The sequence below is a fragment of the Streptomyces sp. NBRC 110035 genome (assembly GCF_000829695.1).
In the GTDB taxonomy this organism is placed as follows: Bacteria; Actinomycetota; Actinomycetes; order Streptomycetales; family Streptomycetaceae; genus Streptomyces.
The window spans coordinates 166,663-186,837 of sequence record NZ_BBNN01000028.1 but is presented as its reverse complement, the minus strand read 5'-3'; the positions used below and the strand labels follow the sequence as shown (position 1 = coordinate 186,837).

General features: G+C 71.7%; 16 protein-coding genes and 3 pseudogenes. 9 read left to right on the top strand and 10 right to left on the bottom strand.

The features are described from left to right. Window positions 1–861 (top strand): transposase (locus tag TU30_RS19310; protein WP_052479860.1); only part of this gene is annotated, 861 nt, incomplete at its 5' end. Between the two features lie 16 nt (window positions 862–877). Further along, a pseudogene (locus TU30_RS19305) lies at window positions 878–1,099 on the top strand (integrase core domain-containing protein); the annotation flags it as partial. A gap of 5 nt (window positions 1,100–1,104) precedes the next feature. Here TU30_RS19305 and TU30_RS19300 read toward each other — a convergent pair. The 5 genes from TU30_RS19300 to TU30_RS19280 all read right to left on the bottom strand — a co-directional run bounded on the left by TU30_RS19300 (window position 1,105) and on the right by TU30_RS19280 (window position 5,655). Next, a complete protein-coding gene (locus tag TU30_RS19300) occupies window positions 1,105–2,658 on the bottom strand; it encodes an MDR family MFS transporter (protein ID WP_199816874.1) in 1,554 nt (517 codons plus the stop codon). A 90-nt stretch (window positions 2,659–2,748) separates the two neighbouring features. Further along, window positions 2,749–3,459, bottom strand: a complete 711-nt coding sequence (locus TU30_RS19295; RefSeq protein WP_042171682.1) for a TetR/AcrR family transcriptional regulator — start codon at window positions 3,457–3,459, stop codon at window positions 2,749–2,751. A 364-nt stretch (window positions 3,460–3,823) separates the two neighbouring features. Further along, complete coding sequence (locus TU30_RS19290; RefSeq protein WP_042171658.1) at window positions 3,824–4,459, bottom strand: hypothetical protein; 636 nt, start codon at window positions 4,457–4,459, stop codon at window positions 3,824–3,826. Between the two features lie 426 nt (window positions 4,460–4,885). Continuing rightward, a complete protein-coding gene (locus tag TU30_RS19285; RefSeq protein ID WP_042171657.1) occupies window positions 4,886–5,278 on the bottom strand; it encodes a TraR/DksA C4-type zinc finger protein in 393 nt (130 codons plus the stop codon). Window positions 5,279–5,328: 50 nt separating this feature from the next. Next, entirely contained in the window at window positions 5,329–5,655 is a 327-nt protein-coding gene (locus TU30_RS19280; RefSeq protein ID WP_042171656.1) for a TraR/DksA C4-type zinc finger protein, read from the bottom strand. Window positions 5,656–5,938: 283 nt separating this feature from the next. On the opposite strand from TU30_RS19280, the gene TU30_RS19275 reads away from it, so the two are divergent. The 4 genes from TU30_RS19275 (at window position 5,939) to secD (ending at window position 10,511) form a co-directional block, all read left to right on the top strand. Further along, complete coding sequence (locus TU30_RS19275; RefSeq protein WP_234307910.1) at window positions 5,939–6,901, top strand: HAMP domain-containing sensor histidine kinase; 963 nt, start codon at window positions 5,939–5,941, stop codon at window positions 6,899–6,901. Continuing rightward, on the top strand, window positions 6,898–7,563 hold the full coding sequence (locus tag TU30_RS19270) for a response regulator transcription factor (RefSeq protein ID WP_042171655.1): 666 nt from the start codon (window positions 6,898–6,900) through the stop codon (window positions 7,561–7,563). The genes TU30_RS19275 and TU30_RS19270 overlap by 4 nt, the downstream gene beginning before the upstream one ends. After that, complete coding sequence (locus TU30_RS35490; RefSeq protein ID WP_042171654.1) at window positions 7,560–8,087, top strand: hypothetical protein; 528 nt, start codon at window positions 7,560–7,562, stop codon at window positions 8,085–8,087. The genes TU30_RS19270 and TU30_RS35490 overlap by 4 nt, the downstream gene beginning before the upstream one ends. Window positions 8,088–8,153: 66 nt before the next feature. Continuing rightward, window positions 8,154–10,511: a protein translocase subunit SecD gene (gene secD / locus TU30_RS19260; protein WP_176726264.1), complete on the top strand. Its 2,358-nt coding sequence runs from the start codon at window positions 8,154–8,156 to the stop codon at window positions 10,509–10,511. Window positions 10,512–10,667: 156 nt separating this feature from the next. On the opposite strand, the gene TU30_RS19255 is transcribed toward secD, so the two are convergent. Next, complete coding sequence (locus tag TU30_RS19255) at window positions 10,668–12,557, bottom strand: ABC transporter ATP-binding protein (RefSeq protein WP_042171653.1); 1,890 nt, start codon at window positions 12,555–12,557, stop codon at window positions 10,668–10,670. Window positions 12,558–13,055: 498 nt separating this feature from the next. Here TU30_RS19255 and TU30_RS19250 point away from each other — a divergent pair, with 498 nt between their 5' ends. Next, window positions 13,056–14,153, top strand: coding sequence for a mechanosensitive ion channel family protein (locus tag TU30_RS19250; protein WP_042171652.1), 1,098 nt, complete (start codon window positions 13,056–13,058; stop codon window positions 14,151–14,153). Window positions 14,154–14,303: 150 nt separating this feature from the next. After that, entirely contained in the window at window positions 14,304–16,523 is a 2,220-nt protein-coding gene (locus TU30_RS19245; RefSeq protein WP_042171651.1) for an NADP-dependent isocitrate dehydrogenase, read from the top strand. Between the two features lie 99 nt (window positions 16,524–16,622). Here TU30_RS19245 and TU30_RS37420 read toward each other — a convergent pair. Together TU30_RS37420 and TU30_RS37415 are read right to left on the bottom strand one after the other, a co-directional pair. Further along, window positions 16,623–16,745: pseudogene (locus TU30_RS37420) on the bottom strand (DUF5713 family protein); the annotation flags it as partial. 267 nt (window positions 16,746–17,012) lie between these two features. Beyond that, window positions 17,013–17,636, bottom strand: a pseudogene (locus TU30_RS37415) (radical SAM protein); the annotation flags it as partial. Window positions 17,637–18,110: 474 nt separating this feature from the next. Between TU30_RS37415 and TU30_RS19235 the strand changes: the two are divergent. Next, window positions 18,111–18,944, top strand: a complete 834-nt coding sequence (locus tag TU30_RS19235) for an N-formylglutamate amidohydrolase (protein ID WP_042171650.1) — start codon at window positions 18,111–18,113, stop codon at window positions 18,942–18,944. A 79-nt stretch (window positions 18,945–19,023) separates the two neighbouring features. Here TU30_RS19235 and TU30_RS19230 read toward each other — a convergent pair whose 3' ends face one another. Together TU30_RS19230 and TU30_RS19225 are read right to left on the bottom strand one after the other, a co-directional pair. After that, a complete protein-coding gene (locus TU30_RS19230) occupies window positions 19,024–19,551 on the bottom strand; it encodes a hypothetical protein (RefSeq protein WP_042171678.1) in 528 nt (175 codons plus the stop codon). Window positions 19,552–19,556: 5 nt separating this feature from the next. Beyond that, window positions 19,557–20,132 carry an RNA polymerase sigma factor gene (locus TU30_RS19225; RefSeq protein WP_042171649.1) on the bottom strand — a complete coding sequence of 192 codons (576 nt, stop codon included), beginning with the start codon at window positions 20,130–20,132 and terminating at the stop codon, window positions 19,557–19,559. Window positions 20,133–20,175 lie beyond the last annotated feature (43 nt).

Here is a 20,175-nt window from a genome sequence, read left to right as displayed (position 1 = left end):
TACGGTGCCACGTTGACCTCGTTCCTGCGCAGGGCGGGCCACAAGGTGGTCGAGGCCGGCCGCCCGGACCGGCGGCTGCGGCGCATGAACGGCAAGTCCGACACCCTGGACGCCGAGAACGCCGCCCGCGCGGTGCTGGCCGGGTTCGCGACCGCCACGCCGAAGACCGCCGACGGCGAGGCCGAGATGATCCGCCAACTCAAGATCGCCCATGACCAGGCCGTTGAACAGCGTGCGGCAGCGATGGTCACGATGAAGGCGATACTCGTCCATGCCCCGGACGCCCTGCGCCGGGAGACGGCCGGCAAGACTCAGGTCAGCCTGGCGCGGCACCTCGCGGCTCTGCGTCCTCGCCGTCTGGAAGGACCCGAGGACGCACTTCGCCACACCCTGCGGACGCTCGCCAAGCGGTGGCAGTACCTGGACGCCGAGGCCAAGGAACTGACGAAGATGATCGGCGACCTGGTCCAGCGGGTCGCCCCGCAGCTGCTCGAGCCCTTCGGTATCGGCGTGGACACGGCCGCGGAGATCCTCGTCGTGACCGGCGACAACCCCGAGCGGATCAAGTCCGAGGCCGCCCTCGCCAAGCTCGCGGGCATCGCTCCCGTCCCCACCGGCTCGGGCATGACCAGCGGCAGGCACCGCATCAACCACGGCGGTCACCGCCAGCTGAACGCCGCGATCTACCGGACCGTCATCGTCCGGATGCGGTTCCACCAGCCCACGATCGACTACGTCGCCCGCCGCACCGCCGAGGGCAGGACGAAACGGGAGATCATCCGATGCCTCAAGCGTTACGTCATCCGCGAGGTCTACCACCTGCTCCGACCCGCCCCAAGGACGGCCTCCGCGGCGAGTTGACAACTATAGGAGCGTCAACGCGTTGATGGAATCGACGATCGGCCTGTACAAAACCGAGTTGATCAAACCTCAACGCCCCTGGAGGTCGCTCTCCCAGGTCGAGTTGGCCACCGCCGAATGGATCGACTGGTACAACCACCGCAGACTCCACGGTGAGATAGGCCATGTTCCACCCGTCGAGTACGAGGCCAACCACTCCATGGAATCCACGAAACCCCAGGTCACAACCATAATCTGAGATCTCTACCGAACCCGGGGCGGTTCACCGGAGGACTCGGCGGACTCGGCGGTGAGTCGTTCCATGCCGCTGGTGTCCTTCAGCGGCTTCTCCTTGATGAACAGCACCGCGATCACGGCGAGGGCCGCGACGGGCGTGGCCACGAGGAAGAGATCCGCGGTGGCGACCCCGTAGGCGTGCTCCACGATCCCCCGCATCGGCTCGGGCAGTGTCGCCATGTCGGGCACCGCGCCCTCGCCCGGGCCGTTCGCCGCGGCCGGGACGCCCGCGTCCGCCAGGCCCTCGGCCATCTCGCCGGCGACCCGGTGGGCGAGGATCGCCCCGAGCACGCTGGTGCCGATCGTGCCGCCCATGCTCCGGAAGAAGGACAGCACCGAGGTGGCGGCGCCCAGCTCGGTCGCGGGAACGTCGTTCTGCGCGGCCAGCACCAGGTTCTGCATCAGCATGCCGACGCCGACGCCCATGACGGCCATGTAGACGCCGAGCAGCCCGAAGTGGGTGTCGGCCTCGATGGTGGACAGCAGTGCGAGGCCCGCCGTCATGATGACGGAGCCCGCGACCAGGTACACCTTCCACCGGCCGGTGGCGGTGATGATCTGCCCGGCGACGGTCGAGGAGACGAGCAGGCCGAGGATCATCGGCAGGCTCATCAGGCCCGCGACGGTCGGGGACTTGCCCAGGGAGATCTGGAAGTACTGCGAGAGGAAGACCGTACCGCCGAACATGGCCACGCCTACGAGCAGACTCGCGACCGTGGTGAGCGTCACCGTGCGGTTGCGGAAGATGCCCAGGGGGATGATCGGCTCCGGCACGCGCGCCTCGACGACGACCGCGGCGATGAGCAGCAGCACTCCCCCACCGGTCGGGGCGGCGGTCTGCCACGAGATCCAGGCGAACTCTCTCCCTGCGAGGGAGACCCAGATGAGCAGGGCGCAGACGCCCGCGACGATCAGGAAGGCGCCCAGGAAGTCGATCTTCGCCTCGCGGCGGACGGTGGGCAGCTTCAGGGTGCGCTGGAGCAGGGCGATGGCGAGCAGCGCGAACGGTACGCCGATGAAGAAGCACCAGCGCCAGCCGAGCCAGGAGGTGTCCACCATGACACCTCCGACGAGCGGTCCGGCCACGGTGCCGACGGCGAAGACGGCGCCGAAGACGCCCGCGTACTTGCCGAGTCGGCGCGGCGGGATGACGGCCGCCATCACGACCTGCACCAAGGCCGTGAGTCCACCCGCGCCGATGCCCTGCACCACGCGGCTGAAGATCAGCAGTTCCACGCCGTGGGAGAAGCCCGCGAGCAGCGAGCCGACGACGAACAGGGAAAGGGACAGCTGGAGCAGCAGCTTCTGGTTGAACAGGTCCGACAGCTTGCCCCACAGGGGCACCGTCGCCGTCATCGCCAGCAGTTCGGCGGTGATGACCCAGGTGTAGGAGGACTGGCTGGCCCCCAGGTCGGCGATGATGCGCGGAAGTGCGTTGGCGACCACGGTGCCGGCCAGGATGGCGACGAACAGGCCGGCCATCAGCCCCGACATGGCCTGGAGTATCTGCCGGTGGGTCATGGGGGTGGGTGACGCCTCTGCGGGCGCCGGCGTTTCGGTCACTTCAGCTCTTTCACAGACGTTCGGAGGTGGGGTGAGGGACGGATCCGCTCAGGCTTCGTCCACCGGCTCCACCGGCACGGCCGGTTCCGGGAGTCCGGCGGCCAGGTGCTCGAACACCGTTTGGAAGACGACCTCGAGGGTGGTCTCGTCCTGCCGCACGCACCAGTGCTCCACGGCGATACGGACGGCCGTGGAGCCGACCGCGGCCAGCAGCCTCGGATACAGCCCCAGGGCCTTCCTGCGCAGTTCACCCTCGGACGTCCCGAAGGGGGGACGGTCCCCGGTGAACAGCGGCGAACCGGCACCGATGCGCTCCGCGAGCGTCTCGGCCAGAGTGAACTCGTCCTCGATGTGGGCGCCGAAGCTGCGTGCGAGCAGGTGCGGTGACCTGCGCAGCACCTCGGAGTGCAGCCGCCACAGCTCGTGCTGCCGTCCCACTTCTCCCAGCTCCGCGGCCAGCGCGTCGCGCAGCGCCGCCAGCGGGGGCGTGCCGGTGGGCGCGGCGAGCACCGCCTGCCGGACGCGCGCGCCCGACTCCGCGCCCACCATCACGAACGCGTCGTCACGGGAGTCGAAGTAGTTGAAGAACGTGCGGGGGGACACGCCGACGGCCTCGCTGATCGCGTCGACGGTGACGTTCTCCGCGCCGTGTTCCGCCGCCAGCCGCACTGCGGCCGCCGTCAGGGCAGCGCGGGTCTCCCGCTTCTTCCGTCCCCGAAGCCCGCCCTCTGCGGGATCTCTCTCACGCACGTCGTGCAGGATACGCAAAAATGCAGATCCTGCAAAAACATATTCGCCCCCCTGCCTTCCTGGTGACCACGGCCGCGACCACGACCGCGGCCCTCAGGGACGGTGCCGGGTCGCGGCCCTCAGGGACGGTGCCGGGTGAGGAGGGCCGGACCGGCTGGATCGTGCGGCTCGGCTGCAGCCGGACCACGGCGTCGCGCCTGGCCGCCACCCTCGCCGGGCGGCCCGTCGCCCACTACGTCGACCTCGCCGACGGCGGCGCCGACGGCGTCTGCGCCGTCACTTCGCACAGCACCCGGGAACGGGGCGACTCCTGCTCGAGCGCCTACGGGTGCCGCACGGTCCGTGAGGCGGCCCGTGAGGCCCGTACGACGGTTCATCCGGGCGTCGTCCAGCGGGGCGCCGTCTCGGCCCAGGCCCTCTCCCAGGCGGCGAGGTTGCGGCGCCGCGCGGCGTGGCGGGCCACGGCGTGGGCGGCGAGGCCGGTGAGGGCGGTCGCGACGGCGGCGAGGAGGGCCCAGCCCATGCCGCGGCTGCGGATCTGCTCACGCGTCAGCGGCGGTCCGGTCGCCTCACCGGCGGCGGTCACCCGGATGCGCACCCGGCTGTCGGCGGACAGTCCGGGTGGGACCTCGGCCCGGGTGGTGGCGGTGCGCCCGTCGGGGGTGGTGAAACGGACCTCTGCGGGGTAGCGGGCGAGCTTCGCCTCGTCGGATCCGGGCTCCGGGTGGCGCGGTACGTCCTCGGTGAGGGTCGCGTCCGTCTCGTGCCGGGTCAGGGTCTGGTGGCGGGCCGTGTCCTCGTAGTGGCGGTGGGCGAGATCCGCGACGACGACGCCGGCCACGGGCGCCACGGCCAGCACGGCGAGCAGCAGTCCGAGGCCGATCCGTGCCTGGAGAACGTCGGTCGGACGGCGCAGGGGGTTGGGCCGCCGACGCCACGGCCGGGGGGCCGGGGGCGGGCCGGGACGGGGGCCCGGGGGCGGTTGTGCGGGAGGAACGGTGCCCGCCATGGCATGACTCCTTCGGGGTGGGTGGGCAGGTGGGTGGGTGTCGGGGCGCGGGGTGCCGTCGTCCGGGCCGCCGTGGGAGGACGGGTCACGTACACGGGTCACCGGCGCCCGGCGGAGCGCGCCGGGCGCCGGGCGCCGGGCGCCGGGCGCCGGGCGCCGGGCGCCGGGCGCCGGTGACGGTGACGGTGCCCTCCGCGCGGCACCGCCCCGGTGGGGTGCGCCCCGAGGCGCCCCGCCGGGAGCGGTCCGGCGGGGTGGGGGTCCGCGGTGGGGGCGGCCACCGCCCGCACGCCCGGGACGGTGGGTGCAGCGCGCGGGCGGAGCATTCCGGCGGCCGTGCGGGTCACCCCCGTACGTGCCTCCCCTGCACGTGCAGACGAGGCACGCGCTCCGGCCGGTCGTCCGGCGGCCGGTGGTGTGCCGTGGTCATCGCGCGGCCTCCCGCACCTGCTGGCAGCGGGCGCAGTAGCGGGCCTGCGGGACGATCAGCAGCCGGTCGCGTTCGACGGGGCCGCGGCACAGGTGGCACAGGCCGTAGTCCCCGGTGTCCATGCGGGTGAGCGCCGCCTCGACGTCGGCGAGCACCATGCGGGCGGACGCGGCGAGCCTGACCTGGACCTCGAGCCGGCCTGCGGCCTGCGGCACGACCGCGCCACCCGGACCGTCCGGCCCGTCGGGGAGCGGCTCCGGGTCGACGGCGAACTGCCGCAGCTGGTCCCGGCGGAAGAGCTGCTGCTCGCGCAGGTTCGCGCGCAACGCCGCGAGATCCTCGGAGGTGAGGACCTCGTCGTGCTCGTCGATCGTCCGGCGGGTCACCACTTCACCCCCTTGGGCAAAGCGGGAGAGGATCACGGACGGGCCGGCCGGGGTCAGGCAGCGCGGCTCTGGCACGAGACGCAGTACCGGGTGTGCGGCAGGATCTCGAGCCGCTCCGCCGGGACGGGCTTGGCGCAGCCCAGGCAGGTGCCGTAGCTGCCGTCCTCGACGCGGGAGAAGGCCTCGTCGATCTCCTTCAGGACACGCCTGATGGAGTCCTGCTGGTGGGCCAGCAGGTGATCGTCGGGGCCCTGTCCGGTGTCGTCGAGCGCCTTGAGCTGTGCCACCCGTGTGGTGCGCGCGTGTTCGAGGCGCTGCCTGATCTGGTCCACGGCGGGGTGGTCGGTACGCGATTCGGTGAGGGGCAGGTCGAGCGACACGGAGAGTCTCCTCTGGTGACGGATGGCGGAACTGGCCGATCCATCACCATCGCCGCTTCCCCGCCCGGAACCCATGGGGCGCGGTACCCATCTGCGCCGGGTCCGAGGACCCACCCCTGACGGCGTGGGCCCGCCGGGCGGGCTGAAATGGGTCGCGGAGCCCATCGACCGGAGGCCGCCGGCTCGTGCACTGTGTCCGTTTGGCTGTTCGCCGGGATCAGGGGCCGCTGCCGCATCGGGCGTCGCGGTGCCCGACAGTGGAGGCAGACGAAAGAGGAAAGGCGTGACCTCCGTGTCCCTGTACTGGCGGATCTTCGGACTCAACGCGGTGGTGCTGGGCGCGGCCACCGCGTTGCTGCTGTGGGCTCCGGTGACCGTGTCCGTGCCGGTACTGCTGACCGAGGCGGTGATCCTGGTGGGTGGCATGGGGGTGATGCTCGTCGCCAACGCGGCCCTGCTGCGGATCGGGCTCGCCCCGCTGGACCGGGTGACCCGGCTGATGGCCACCGTCGACCTGCTGCGGCCCGGTCAGCGGCTTCCGGTGCGTGGCGGCGGGGAGGTCGCCGAGCTGGTCAGTACGTTCAACGCCATGCTGGAGCGGCTGGAGAAGGAGCGCGCCTCGAGCAGCGCCCGTGCCCTGCTCGCCCAGGAGGCGGAGCGGCGCCGGATCGCCGCCGAGCTGCACGACGAGGTCGGGCAGAGCATGACCGCCATCCTGCTGGCCCTGAAGCAGGTCGCCGACGAGGCGCCCGCTCCGCTGCGCGGCGAGATCCAGCAGGTGCGGGAGATCACCCGGGAGAGTCTGGACGAGGTCCGCCGGCTGGTGCGCCGACTGCGTCCGGGCGTACTGGACGATCTCGGTCTGGTCAGTGCCGTCACCTCGCTCGCCACCGAGTTCGCCACGCACACCGGGCTGCGGGTGCAGCGCCGCTTCGGCGCCGACCTGCCCACGCTGGACAACGGTACGGAGCTGGTGATCTACCGTGTGGCACAGGAGAGTCTGACCAATGTCGCCCGGCACGCCGAGGCGCGCTCCGCCACGGTGAGCCTGTACCTCGACGACGACCGGGTCGTCCTCGAGGTCACCGACGACGGCCGTGGAACCGGCGCCGCCCACGAGGGGGCGGGCCTGCGCGGTATGCGTGAACGGGCCCTGCTCATCGGGGCGACACTGGACATCACTCCCGTCTCCCGGACCGGTACCCGGATCCGGCTGGCCGTGCCCGCCGTGAGGAAGCAGTCATGAACCACCAGGCCCCACCGACCACGATCCGGATCCTGCTCGCCGACGACCACGCCCTGGTACGCCGCGGCGTCCGGCTGATCCTCGACCGGGAGCCGGACCTGGAGGTCGTCGCCGAGGCCGGTGACGGTGCGGAGGCGATCTCCACGGCCCGCGCCCAGAAGATCGACCTGGCGGTGCTGGACATCGCCATGCCCCGGATGACCGGTCTGCAGGCCGCCCGTGAGCTGTCCGCGCTGAAGCCGGGCCTGCGCATCCTGATGCTGACGATGCACGACAACGAGCAGTACCTGTTCCAGGCGCTCAAGGCCGGGGCCGGCGGTTATGTCCTGAAGTCGGTCGCCGACCGTGACCTGGTCGCCGCCTGCCGGGCCGCGATGCGTGACGAGCCCTTCCTCTACCCGGGGGCGGTCACCGCCCTGATCCGCAACTACCTCGACCGGGTCCGGCACGGCGAGGAGGCGCCCCAGCTGCTGACGCCGCGCGAGGAGGAGGTGCTCAAGCTGGTCGCCGAGGGGCACTCCTCGAAGGAGATCGCCGAGTTGCTCTTCATCAGCGTCAAGACGGTACAGCGGCACCGCGAGAACCTGCTGAACAAGCTGGGGCTGCGGGACCGCCTGGATCTGACCCGGTACGCCATCCGCGCGGGGCTCGTCGAGCCTTGAACGCCACCCCGCCGGGACGTGCCGCCCGCACCGCCCGCCTTCCGCTCCGCGCCGTCGCGGTCCTCGCCGCCCTGGCCTCCGTCCTCCTGACCCTGGGGTTCGGCCTCACCGACGACCCACGGGCGGTCCGCGCGGCGCGGTCACCGGTCCACGACGCCCCGGCGGCTCCCGGTCCTGTGGCTCCCGGCCCGTTCGGCCCCGCTTCCGCCGTACCCGGTGCCCCGGCGCCCGACGGGCCGGGGCCGTCCGCTGCGGATCCGCCCGCCGCGCCCGGGGCCGGCTCGTCCGACGCCCGTCCGCACACCGACGACGGCTGCACCGCCCGTACCGTCCCCCTCAGGCCGCAGCGCGACGCCGGGGAGCGCACGGTGCCGGCGGGCCATCTGCTCTTCACCCCCGCGCACACCCCCCGTATCCCGCCGCGGCCGGCCCGGCCCGCCCCGGCGGCCGGGCACGCGCCGCCCGCCGCCGCGCACATGCCGGCGGACCTCGGCCGGGCGCCGCCCGGGCCGTCCAGCACCTGAGAGTCCCGTTCCTCTTCCTCTCCGCCGCGTGCTCGACCGGCCGCGGTGCGACTGCTGGAGTCATCCGTGAAAAGTTCCGCCCGTATCCGGGCGTTGTTCGCACTCGTCGTGATCGCCGTGTCCGTCTACATCGCCGTGACGGTCCCCGTCCGCCTGGGGCTCGACCTGCGCGGCGGTACCCAGATCGTGCTGGAGACCCGCTCCACCGAAACCCTCGAGGCAGACGGTGAGGCGACCGACCGCACGCTCGAGGTCCTGCGCGGCCGGATCGACGGGCTGGGCGTCGCCGAACCCACCATCGTCCGCTCCGGTGACAACCGGATCATCGTCGAGCTGCCCGGTGTGCAGGACCCGCGGCAGGCCGCCGAGGTGCTGGGCCGTACCGCGCAACTCACCGTCCACCCGGTGCTCGGCCCCGGTACCGGGTCCGACCCCGGCGATCCGCTGCCGAAGGGCGAACGCGTCCTGTCCGACGAGGCCGGGGAGCGGCTCCACCTGGCCCCCGCCGCGCTGACCGGCGAGGACGTGGAGGGCGCCGAGGCGGCCTTCGACCAGCAGGGCGCCGCGGGCTGGCTGGTCACCGTGGACTTCAAGGACGACCGGGGCTGGGCGAAGCTGACCGGCGAGGCGGCCTGCCACCCTGCGGGCGATCCGCAGCGCCGGGTCGCGATCGTGCTGGACGACAAGATCATCTCGTCGCCGCAGGTCGATCCGTCCGTGGCCTGCGGTGCCGGTATCACCGGCGGGTCCACCCAGATCACCGGTTCGTTCACCAGCGACGAGTCCCGCGAGCTCGCCCTGCTCATCAGCGGCGGCGCCCTGCCGGTGCCGGTCGAGACGGTCGAGCAGCGGACCGTGGGCCCGACGCTGGGTGCCGAGGCCATCGAGTCGAGCGCCTGGGCGGCCGTCGTCGGCACCGCCCTGACCGCGGTGTTCATCATCGTCGTCTACCGGCTGATGGGTCTCCTGGCCACCCTGGCTCTGGTGTGCTACGGGGTGATCTCCTACGCCGCCCTCGCGGCCCTCGGCGCGACGCTGACCCTGCCGGGACTGGCCGGTTTCGTCCTGGCGATCGGCATGGCCGTCGACGCCAACGTGCTGGTCTTCGAACGAGCGCGCGAGGAGTACGGCCATCGCAGCCGGCCCAGCAGCCGTTCGGCGCTGACCGCCGGCTTCAAGGGCGCGTTCAGCGCGATCGCCGACTCCAACATCACCACACTCATCGCGGCGGTGCTGCTGTTCCTGCTCGCCTCCGGTCCGGTGAAGGGCTTCGGCGTCACCCTGGCCATCGGTGTCGTCGCCTCCATGATCAGCGCGCTGGTGATCACGCGGGTGTTCGCCGAGTTCGCCGTGGCGCGCCGGTGGGTGCACCGTCGGCCGAAGATCACCGGGCTGGCCTCCGTCGGCCGGGTCCGCGCGTACCTCACCCGCCGCGACCCGCAGCTGATGCGCCGCCCGCGCCGCTGGCTGGCGGTGTCCGCCCTCGTGCTCCTCGTCACCGGCGCGGGCGTCCTGGTGCGCGGGCTGAACTTCGGTGTGGAGTTCACCGGCGGCCGCCTGATCGAGTACTCGACCAGCAGCACGGTCGATCCGGACCGGGCCCGGGCGGCCCTGGCCGACGCCGGTTTCCCGCAGGCCGTCGTGCAGTCCTCCGGGGACAACCGGCTGACCGTGCGCACCGAGGAGCTGAGCAACGCCGAGGCGGTCGAGGTCGCCGAGGCCGTCGGCGAGGTCGGCGGCGGAGCGGAGAAGGTCCGCGACGAGCTGATCGGGCCGAGCCTCGGCGACGAACTGCGCCGCAACGCGCTGATCGCGCTGGGCCTGGCCCTCGGCGCCCAGCTGGTGTACCTCGCCGTCCGGTTCCGCTGGATGTTCGGCACCGCCGCGGTCGGCACCCTGGCACACGACGTGGTGATCCTCACCGGCGTCTTCGCCTGGCTGGGCAAGCCGATCGACGGGGTCTTCCTGGCCGCGCTGCTCACCGTGATCGGCTACTCGGTGAACGACTCCGTGGTGGTCTTCGACCGCATCCGGGAGCTGTGGGCCAAGAACCCGAAGGCTCCCCTGGCCTCGTCCACCAACCGGGCGATCCTGCAGACGCTGCCCCGTACCGTCAACACCGGTATCGGTGTGCTCTTCATCCTGACCGCGCTGGCGGTGCTCGGCGGTGACTCGCTCACCGACTTCGCGCTCGCGCTGCTGATCGGCATCGGGGTGGGCACGTACTCGTCGGTGCTGACCGCCTCCCCGCTCGCCATCGAGCTCGACGCGCACAGCGGAGGGCCTGGCGGCGGTGGTCGTGGGCGTGGGGGCGCCGGCCGCAGTCGTGACCGGGGCAGTCGTGGCCGTGGCGGTCCGAAGAGCGGGAAGTCCGGCGGCGGGGAGGGTTCCGTGCGGACCAGGGCGGAATCCCGTGGCGAGTGACGCGGGGCGGCCCTCCGCAGACCATCACAGGGAGCCGTAGGCGGCGCAGGCGGCGCAGGCGCGAGCGCCGCCTGCCCCGGATCGGGGGTCTGCGGCGGCGCTCGCGCCTGCGCCCCACGGGGGCGTCGGGTCTCCGGTCCTGGGCGTCGGGCGGGCCTACCCCACCACCGTGCTCCGCTCCTGGTCCGCGGGCCGGCGGGCGAACCGGGTGCGATGCAGTTCGGCGTAGCGGCCGCCGAGTGCCAGGAGTTCCTCGTGCGTGCCCCGTTCCACGATCCGGCCCTCCTCGACGACCAGGATCAGGTCCGCTGCCCGGACGGTGGACAGCCGGTGCGCGACGACGATGGCCGTCCTGCCCTCCAGGGCCTCCGTGAGGGCCTCCTGGACGGCCGCCTCGGAGGTGTTGTCCAGGTGGGCGGTGGCCTCGTCGAGGAGGACGACCCGCTGCCGGGCGAGGAGCAGCCGGGCGATGGTCATGCGCTGGCGTTCACCGCCGGAGAACCGGTAGCCGCGCTCCCCCACCACCGTGTCCAGACCGTCGGGCAGGGAGCGTACGAGGCCGTCCAGGCGTGCGCGGCGCAGCGCGTCCCACAGGTCGGGCTCGCTCGCGGCGGGCGCGGCGAGCAGCAGGTTGGCGCGGACGGTGTCGTGGAAGAGGTGGCCGTCCTGGGTGACCAGGCCGAGGGTGTCGCGCAGCGACTGCGCGGTGAGGTCGCGGACATCGACGCCGCCCACGCGCACCGCGCCCGAGTCGACGTCGTAGAGGCGCGGCAGCAGGTGCGCGATGGTCGACTTGCCGGCGCCGGAGGAGCCGACGAGGGCCACGGTCTGCCCGGGTTCGGCGCGGAAGGAGACGCCGTGCAGGACCTCGGTGCCGCCGCGCGTGTCGAGGGAGGCGACCTCCTCCAGGGAGGCGAGGGAGACCTTGTCGGCGGAGGGGTAGCCGAAGCGGACGTCGTCGAACTCGACGGAGACCGGGCCGTCGGGCACGTCGCGGGCGTCCGGCTTCTCCTCGATGAGCGGCTTCAGGTCGAGCACCTCGAAGACCCGCTCGAAGCTGACCAGAGCGCTCATCACCTCCACCCGTGCCCCGGCGAGGGAGGTCAGCGGGGCGTACAGGCGGGTCAGCAGCAGCGCGAGGGAGACGACCGCGCCGGGTTCCAGGGAGCCGCGCAGGGCGAGGTGGCCGCCGAGACCGTAGACGAGGGTCAGGGCGAGGGCGGAGACGAGGGTGAGCGCGGTGATGAACACGGTCTGGGCGGTGGCCGTCCGTACGCCGATGTCCCGGACCCGGCGGGCACGCAGCGCGAACTCCTCGGACTCCTCCTGCGGGCGGCCGAAGAGCTTGACGAGGGTGGCGCCGGGCGCGGAGAAGCGTTCGGTCATCCGGGTGCCCATGGCCGCGTTCAGGGCGGCGGCCTCGCGTTGCAGCCCGGCCATGCGGCGGCCCATGCGGCGGGCGGGGACGACGAACACCGGCAGCAGGACCAGGGCGAGCAGGGTGATCCGCCAGGACAGGGTGAGCATCACCGCCAGGGCGAGCACCAGCGTCACCACGTTGCCGACCACGGTGGACAGGGTGTTGCTGAAGGCCCGCTGGGCGCCGATCACGTCGTTGTTGAGACGGGAGACGAGCGCGCCCGTGCGGGTGCGGGTGAAGAAGGCGACCGGCATCCGCTGCACGTGGTCGAAGACGGCGGTCCGCAGATCGAGGATGAGTTCCTCCCCGAGGGACGCCGACAGTCTCCGGCCGAGGATGCCGAGCGCCGCCTCCACCACCGCGATCAGCGCGATGAGCAGGGCCAGCCGGACGACCGTGGCCGAGTCGCCGCCGGTCACGATGGTGTCGACGACGCGTCCGGCCAGTACGGGGGTGGCGACGGCGAGCAGCGCGGTCGCGGATCCGAGCAGGACGAAGAGGGTGATGCGGCGGCGGTGCGGGCGGGCGAACCCCGTGATGCGGCGCAGCGTCCGGCGTGCGAGGGGACGGCGTTCCTCCTCCGCGGTCATGACACTGCGCAGCTGGGTCCAGGCTGTGGTTTCCATGCTCATGCCGGGAAAGGTAGGACCTCGACCATTGTTGAGGTCAAGGTCTTTCGCCTGCACGGAGTAAGCACGGCCCGTCCGCCCCGGGTGGCCGCCGCGTGCACCCGGCGGGGCGCGGTCCTCGGGCGACTGCCGGCGGCACGGCTGCCGGCCACCCGGCTCGCGGCGGGGCGGGCGGCCGCGGGGGCGGTGCCGGCGTTCCGGGCCGTCACGGTGTGGCCGCCGTCGCCGCCCGGAGCGCCGGCGCCGGGCGCGCCGGTGCGGCGGAAGGCGGTCCGACCGGGGCGGCAGCAGTCCGTCCCGCGGTCACGGCGTGGTACGAACTGCCCTTGCGGATACGGCAGGATGAGCGATCGTGCCGACCACCGGCCGGCCGGTCCGGCACGGCACGCCCTCCCGGGCCGCACTCTCCCGGGCATCCCCGAACACGAGCAGGTGACAAGACGTGACACGACATCACATACGGTCCGCGGCAAGGGTGTTCGCCGGAGGTGGGCGATGACGCGCGCGCTCACCATGAACGACGCGCTGTACGCCGGTATCGCGCTCGTCGCGGGCCTGCTCGCGGCGTTCCTGCTGCGCATGCTGCTGCGCTGGCTCGGCCGGCACGCGGACCGCACCCAGTGGCGCGGCGACGACGTCGCCGTGGACGCCCTGCGCATGATCGCGCCGTGGGCGGCGGTCGCGGGCGGCGCCGCGTCGGCGGCGGCGGCACTGCCACTGACCCGGACCGTGCAGCACAACGTCAACCAGACGCTGACGGTGATGGTCATCTTCGCGGCGACGGTGTCGGTGTCCCGGGTGATGGCCGGCCTGGTGCAGTCGGTGACCCAGGCCCGCTCCGGCGTCGCCGGCTCGGCCACGATCTTCATGAACATCACCCGGATCCTGGTCCTGGCGATCGGCTTCCTGGTGATGCTCCAGACGCTGGGCATCTCCATCGCCCCGCTGCTCACCGCCCTCGGCGTCGGCGGTCTGGCAGTCGCGCTGGCGCTCCAGGACACGCTCGCCAACCTGTTCGCGGGCATCCACATCCTCGCCTCCAAGACCGTCCAGCCCGGTGACTACATCCGGCTGAGCAGCGGCGAGGAGGGCTACGTCGAGGACATCAACTGGCGTCAGACGACGGTCCGCGAGCTCTCCAACAACCTGGTGGTCATCCCCAACGGGCAGCTCGCGAAGACGAACATGACCAACTTCATGCGTCCCGACCAGGAACTGACCATCCTGGTGCAGGCCGGGGTGTCCTACGACAGCGACCTGGAGCAGGTGGAGCGGGTCACCATGGAGGTCGTCGCCGAGGTGATGACGGAGATCACCGGGGCGCTCCCGGAGCACGAGCCGGCGGTGCGTTTCCACACCTTCGGCGACTCCCGCATCGGTTTCACCGTGATCCTGGGCGTCGGCGAGTTCAGCGACCAGTACCGGATCAAGCACGAGTTCGTCAAGCGGCTGCACCGGCGCTATCGCGAGGAGGGCATCCGCATTCCGTCGCCCGCGCGCACGGTGGCGCTGCAGCAGGGCTCGGTGGTCTTCCCGCAGCAGCGCGGCGCCGAGCCGGAGCCGGGCGACATGACGGCGTTTCGGCCGGTCTGACGTACGGCGGGCCGGCCGGTCCGGCAGGGGACCGGACCCCGTGGGGGCGGTACGGTCGGCCGCCCCACGGTCCGGACCCCTGTCGAGCTCGGGGCGCGTACGGGATATCTTGATGTCGAGCAATGTTGCAGACGTGGAGCGGAGCACCCGGTGACTGACTCGACCATCATCTATACGCACACTGACGAGGCCCCCGCCCTGGCGACGTATTCGTTCCTGCCGGTGGTCCGGGCGTACGCCTCCCAGGCCGGTGTCCCCGTGGAGACGCGTGACATCTCGCTGGCCGGACGCATCATCGCCGTGTTCCCGGAGCACCTCACCGAGGACCAGCGCATCCCGGACGCCCTCGCCGAGCTCGGCGAGCTGGCGAAGACCCCCGCGGCCAACATCATCAAGCTGCCGAACGTCTCGGCGTCGATCCCCCAGCTCAAGGCGGCGGTCGCCGAGCTCCAGGGCCAGGGCTACGCGCTGCCGGACTACCCGGACGACCCGAAGACCGACGAGGAGCGCGAGATCCGCGCCCGCTACGACAAGATCAAGGGTTCCGCCGTGAACCCGGTCCTGCGTGAGGGCAACTCCGACCGCCGCGCCCCCGCCTCGGTGAAGAACTACGCCAGGAACCACCCGCACCGCATGGGCGCCTGGACCTCCGGGTCCAGGACCAATGTGGCGACGATGGGCGAGAACGACTTCCGCTCCACCGAGAAGTCCGCGGTGATCGCCGAGGACGGCGCGCTGCGCATCGAGCTGGTCGGCGACGACGGCACCACCACGGTGCTGCGCGAGTCCGTACCCGTCCTGAAGGACGAGGTCGTCGACGCCTCCGTGATGAGGGTCGCCGCGCTGCGCGAGTTCCTCACCGCGCAGGTCGCCCGAGCCAAGCAGGAGGGTGTGCTGTTCTCCGTGCACCTGAAGGCCACGATGATGAAGGTCTCCGACCCGATCGTCTTCGGCCACGTGGTGCGCGCCTTCTTCCCGAACACGTTCGCGCGGTACGGCGAGCAGCTCGCCGCGGCCGGCCTCAGCCCGAACGACGGTCTGGGCGGCATCTACAAGGGTCTCGAGGGCCTGCCCGAGGGCGCCGGGATCAAGGCGTCCTTCGACGCCGAGCTCGCCGAGGGACCGAAGCTGGCGATGGTCGACTCCGACAAGGGCATCACCAACCTGCACGTCCCCTCGGACGTCATCGTGGACGCCTCCATGCCGGCCATGATCCGCACCTCCGGCCACATGTGGGGCCCCGACGGCCAGGAGGCCGACACCCTCGCCGTCCTGCCGGACTCCAGCTACTCCGGCGTCTACCAGGCCGTGATCGAGGACTGCCGCGCCAACGGCGCCTTCGACCCGTCCACCATGGGCTCGGTGCCGAACGTCGGCCTGATGGCGCAGAAGGCCGAGGAGTACGGCAGCCACGACAAGACCTTCGAGATCCCGGTCACCGGCACCGTCCGTCTCGTCGACCAGGCCGGCAACGCGGTCCTGGAGCAGGCCGTCTCCGCCGGTGACATCTTCCGCGCCTGCCAGACCAAGGACGCGCCGATCCGCGACTGGGTCAAGCTGGCCGTCACCCGCGCCCGCGCCACCGGCTCCCCGGCCGTGTTCTGGCTGGACGAGACCCGCGCCCACGACGCCCACCTGATCGCCAAGGTCGAGCGGTACCTGGCCGAGCACGACACCGAGGGCCTGGACATCCGCGTCCTGAACCCGGTCGAGGCCACCAGGCTGTCGGTGGAGCGCATCCGGCGCGGCGAGGACACCATCTCGGTCACCGGCAACGTGCTGCGCGACTACCTGACCGACCTGTTCCCGATCCTGGAGCTGGGCACCAGCGCCAAGATGCTGTCGGTCGTCCCGCTGATGGCGGGCGGCGGCCTGTTCGAGACGGGTGCGGGCGGTTCCGCGCCCAAGCACGTGCAGCAGCTGGTCAAGGAGAACTACCTGCGCTGGGACTCCCTGGGCGAGTTCTTCGCCCTGGTGCCGTCCCTGGAGCAGTTCGCCGAGACCACGGGCAATGCCCGCGCCAAGGTCCTCGCCGACGCCCTCGACCGCGCCACGGCGACCTTCCTCAACGAGGACAAGTCCCCGAGCCGTCGCCTCGGCGGCATCGACAACCGCGGCAGTCACTTCTACCTGTCCCTGTACTGGGCGCAGGAGCTGGCCGGGCAGACCGACGACGCGGGCCTGGCGAAGGCCTTCGCCCCGCTCGCCGAGACCCTCGCCGCGAACGAGCAGAAGATCGTCGACGAGCTGGTCGCCGTCCAGGGCGAGCCGGCCGAGATCGGCGGCTACTACCAGCCCGACCCGGTGAAGGCCGCCGCGGTCATGCGTCCGTCCGCCACCTGGAACGAGGCGCTGGCGTCGCTGGGCTGACGCCGGAGGCTTCCCGTTCCGCCCCGGCCGGCAGCACGCCCGGCCGGGGCGGAGCCGTGTCCGGGGCACGAGCCGTCCCCTCCGGCCGCCCCTGTCGGTTCACCACTCGCGCGGGGCGATCAGCTCCTCCACGTCGGCGTCCGTGAACCCGTAGGCCTGGGCGACGAACCGGAAGTCCTCGGCTATCGCCTCACGGGCCACCGTCTCGATCTCGCTGCCCGCCTCCACGGTGCCGTCCCGGTCGATGAGAGATCCCTCGTAGAGGGCGACCTTGCCGACGTCCGTCATGAGTGCGTAGTGGGGCTTGGCCCGTCCAGAGGTCATCCCGGACACGGTCAGCTGCCGGAAGAGGTCAAGTCCTCGCGCGATTGAGGTTCTGTGGTGGTCCATGCCACGGATGGGCACGCAGTGGAACAGGTAGTGCGCTTCGATGTCCAGGTACCGAAGTTCGTCGTAGAGGCTGACAAGGGTGTCGATGTCGTCGTTCACGTCACGGAGCAGGTCAGTCTGCTCATAGATGCGGGCACCAGCTTCCTGCAGCTTGGCGCAGGCCTCGCGGACCTCGGGAAACAGCTCGCCCGGGTGGTTGATGTGGGTGGCGATCTCCACGCGGAACGTCGAACGGCGGCGGAGGGCTCGTGCCATGCGTTCGTCGACGCGTTTGGGGTCCTGGAGCGGCGTGCGGGTGCCGATGCGTACGACTTCGACCTGGGGCGCGTGCTGCTCGATCGCGTCGAGGAGAAACTCCAGCCGGTCGACGAGGATCAGAGGGTCTCCTCCGGTGATGAGCACCTCACGCACATCGGAGTTTTCCGGAGCTAAGCCGCAGTAGCGGGCGATACGCGCCAAATCGCCGTTCCCCGGAGTCTTGGTGTCGTACTGTCCGCGGATGCACCAGCGGCAGTGGGCGGCACAGATAGGGGTGGGCTCGACCAGCAGGGTCCGGCGGTACAGCTTCTCGACGCCCCTGAGCTCCTCACCTTCAAAGGTGGGGTGCAGCTCGGACTCATAGTGCCGGGCGACTTCGTGGGCCCGGCTGACATTCTCCGAGGGGTCGGCGACGTACTGAAGGTCCAGGAAAGCGAGTTCAGCACTGCTCCCCCTCTCGGCCATCTTCTGTCGCAGGTACGGAGATATCTTCTCAGTGAAGACGCCGTCTTTCGCTCCAGCCAAGGCGCCTCCTCCACATATGCGGTCGCAACAGCGCATAGCTGCGCACCGGGACGATGGCCTGGGGCGATGCAAATCGCGCCTCGCCCCACATACCCAGGCTGACTCAACCACCGCGGCTGCCCCAAGTGACTCCTCGGCCATATTCGCCGGGCACACGCCGTCTGATTAGTCACCTTTGCCACTACATCAAGCCGCTCGGAGAGCGCTTCTTCCAGCTTTTCCGCGGAGGCGGTGCGCTCGCCTGCTCTGGGCGTATCTCCTCCACCCACCAGTGACAGGTATCGCGCCCAGGTGACACCTATCTCGCCCAGTCACAGGGATCGGTCCTCGGTCTCGGTGCGTCGCCGCGTTGTCAGTGGTGTGTGGCACCTTGATCCTGCCGTGCACCACTGACAACGCCCCTGGAACAGCCGTATGACCGACGTCCCGCCGGTACCGCACCCCCCGAAGGCCCCGCACGCCCCGCGGTCCTTCCGTCTCCTTCCCGGTGCCGAGGACTCCCCCGTGATCCTCCATGTGCCGCATTCCTCACGGGAGATACCGGCCGAGGTGCGGTCCGGGATCGTGCTGGGCGACGCGGCGCTGGAGCGGGAACTGGACCACATCACCGACGCGCACACCGCCGCGATCGCCGGGGCCGCCGCCGGGGCGGCCGGGATCACTCCGTGGCGGTTCGTCAACGAACTGTCCCGGCTGGTGATCGATCCCGAGCGGTTCCCGGACGAACGGGAGGAGATGCTGGCGTCCGGGATGGGCGCGGTCTACACCCGGACCACGCACAAGGAGGCCCTGCGGCCCGACCGGTTCGAGCACGGGCCGCTGATCGAGCGGTACTTCCTTCCGTACGCACAGGCCATGACCCGGGCGGTGGCGGACCGTCTGGCGGCCACCGGGCGGGCCGTGATCATCGACGTCCACTCCTACCCCACCGCGCCCCTGCCCTACGAACTCCACGGCGGGGGCCCCCGGCCGCCGGTCTGCCTGGGCACCGACGCCTTCCACACGCCGGCCGGCCTGCTCGACGCGGCCCTCGAGGCCTTCGCGCCCTGCGGGGAGACGGGACTCGACAGCCCGTTCGCCGGGACGTACGTACCGCTGGAGTTCTTCGGGAAGCGGGCGGAGGTGACGGCGCTGATGGTGGAGATCCGCCGGGACACGTACATGACGGAGCCGGGCGGTCCCGCGGGGCCGGGCCTGCGGTACCTCGCCTCGGCCCTGGGGACCCTGGTGGACGCGGTGTCACGCTGACCGGGTGCGGGTCCCGCCCGTCACCCGGTCGTGCGCGGCGTACGGCGCAGGGCCGGCGGTGTCCGGTCCGCGGTACGGCTCAGGTGCGCAGCCACTCCGTCTCGACCACGTCCCCTGCGGTCCGCAGGCGCAGGGCGAACGGGCCGGCGGGCGGGGTGGCTCCGGTGAAGCGGCCCATGTCGTCGGCGACGAGGGAGGAGCCCGGCTGCGGTCCGCCCAGGACCTCGATCCGGGCCGGCTGGGGCGGCAGCAGCTGCCCCATGAGGCCGTGCGCGGTCACCTCGACGTCCACGGTCACCTCGCCCACGCTGAAGGTGAGCATCCGCGGCGGGTCCTCGGCTCCTCTGACCGGGATGGCGTCGACCAGCGAGTCGAAGGTCAGCTCGGCCACCCTGGTGTCCAGGTCGTGCAGCGCGTAGGCGTCCACCGCGATCTGCAGCAGCGCCGGCGGCAGCGGGTCCAGGACCGCGGCGGCCTGCCGGAGTTCCTCCTCCAGCGGGTCGGTGGCGGCGTCCCCGGCGGCGGAATCCGCCGCCCCGGGAATCTCGTCGAGCGCGCCGTCGCCGGGGCCGCCGTCCATCCCGTCCATGCCGCTCGTGCCGTTCATGGCGTTCACATCGCCCCCCGTGCCTCGATCCGGGCCCGCAGCCGGCGCAGACAGCGCTGGCGCAGGGGCCCGATACTGCCCACCGCGATACCGAGCGCGGCGGACACCTCCTGATAGCTGGGCGGCGGCGAGGCGATCAGCACGCGCAGCAACTGCCTGCACCGGTCGCCGAGTTCCTCGAACTCCTGCCACATCCGCCGTACCCGTTCGCTCTGGACCGCGGCTTCCTCGGACTCCAGCAGCGACTGCTCCGGTGTGCCGTCCTCGCTGACCCTGTCCAGGAGCTGCGGGTCGTCCGTCAGGGTCAGCCGGCGCGCGTTCCTGAGCACCTTCAGGCACTCGTGCCGCGCCGTGCTGGCCAGCCAGGCCCCGGTCCTCTCCGGTTCACGGATGCGCCCCAGGTTCTGGGCGAAGCGGAACCAGACCGTCTGGTAGACCTCGTGCGCGTCCGCGTCGGAGAGCCGGTGGGCGCGCACCACGGACCACACCAGGGGGCCCAGTCCCTCCACGATCGCCTTCCAGGCCGCCGCGTCGCCGCCGACGGCGGACTGGACCAACGCGCCGACATCAGTACGGTCCACGTCCCCACCCCTCGTGTACGGCACGTCATCGTACGCCGCGGAG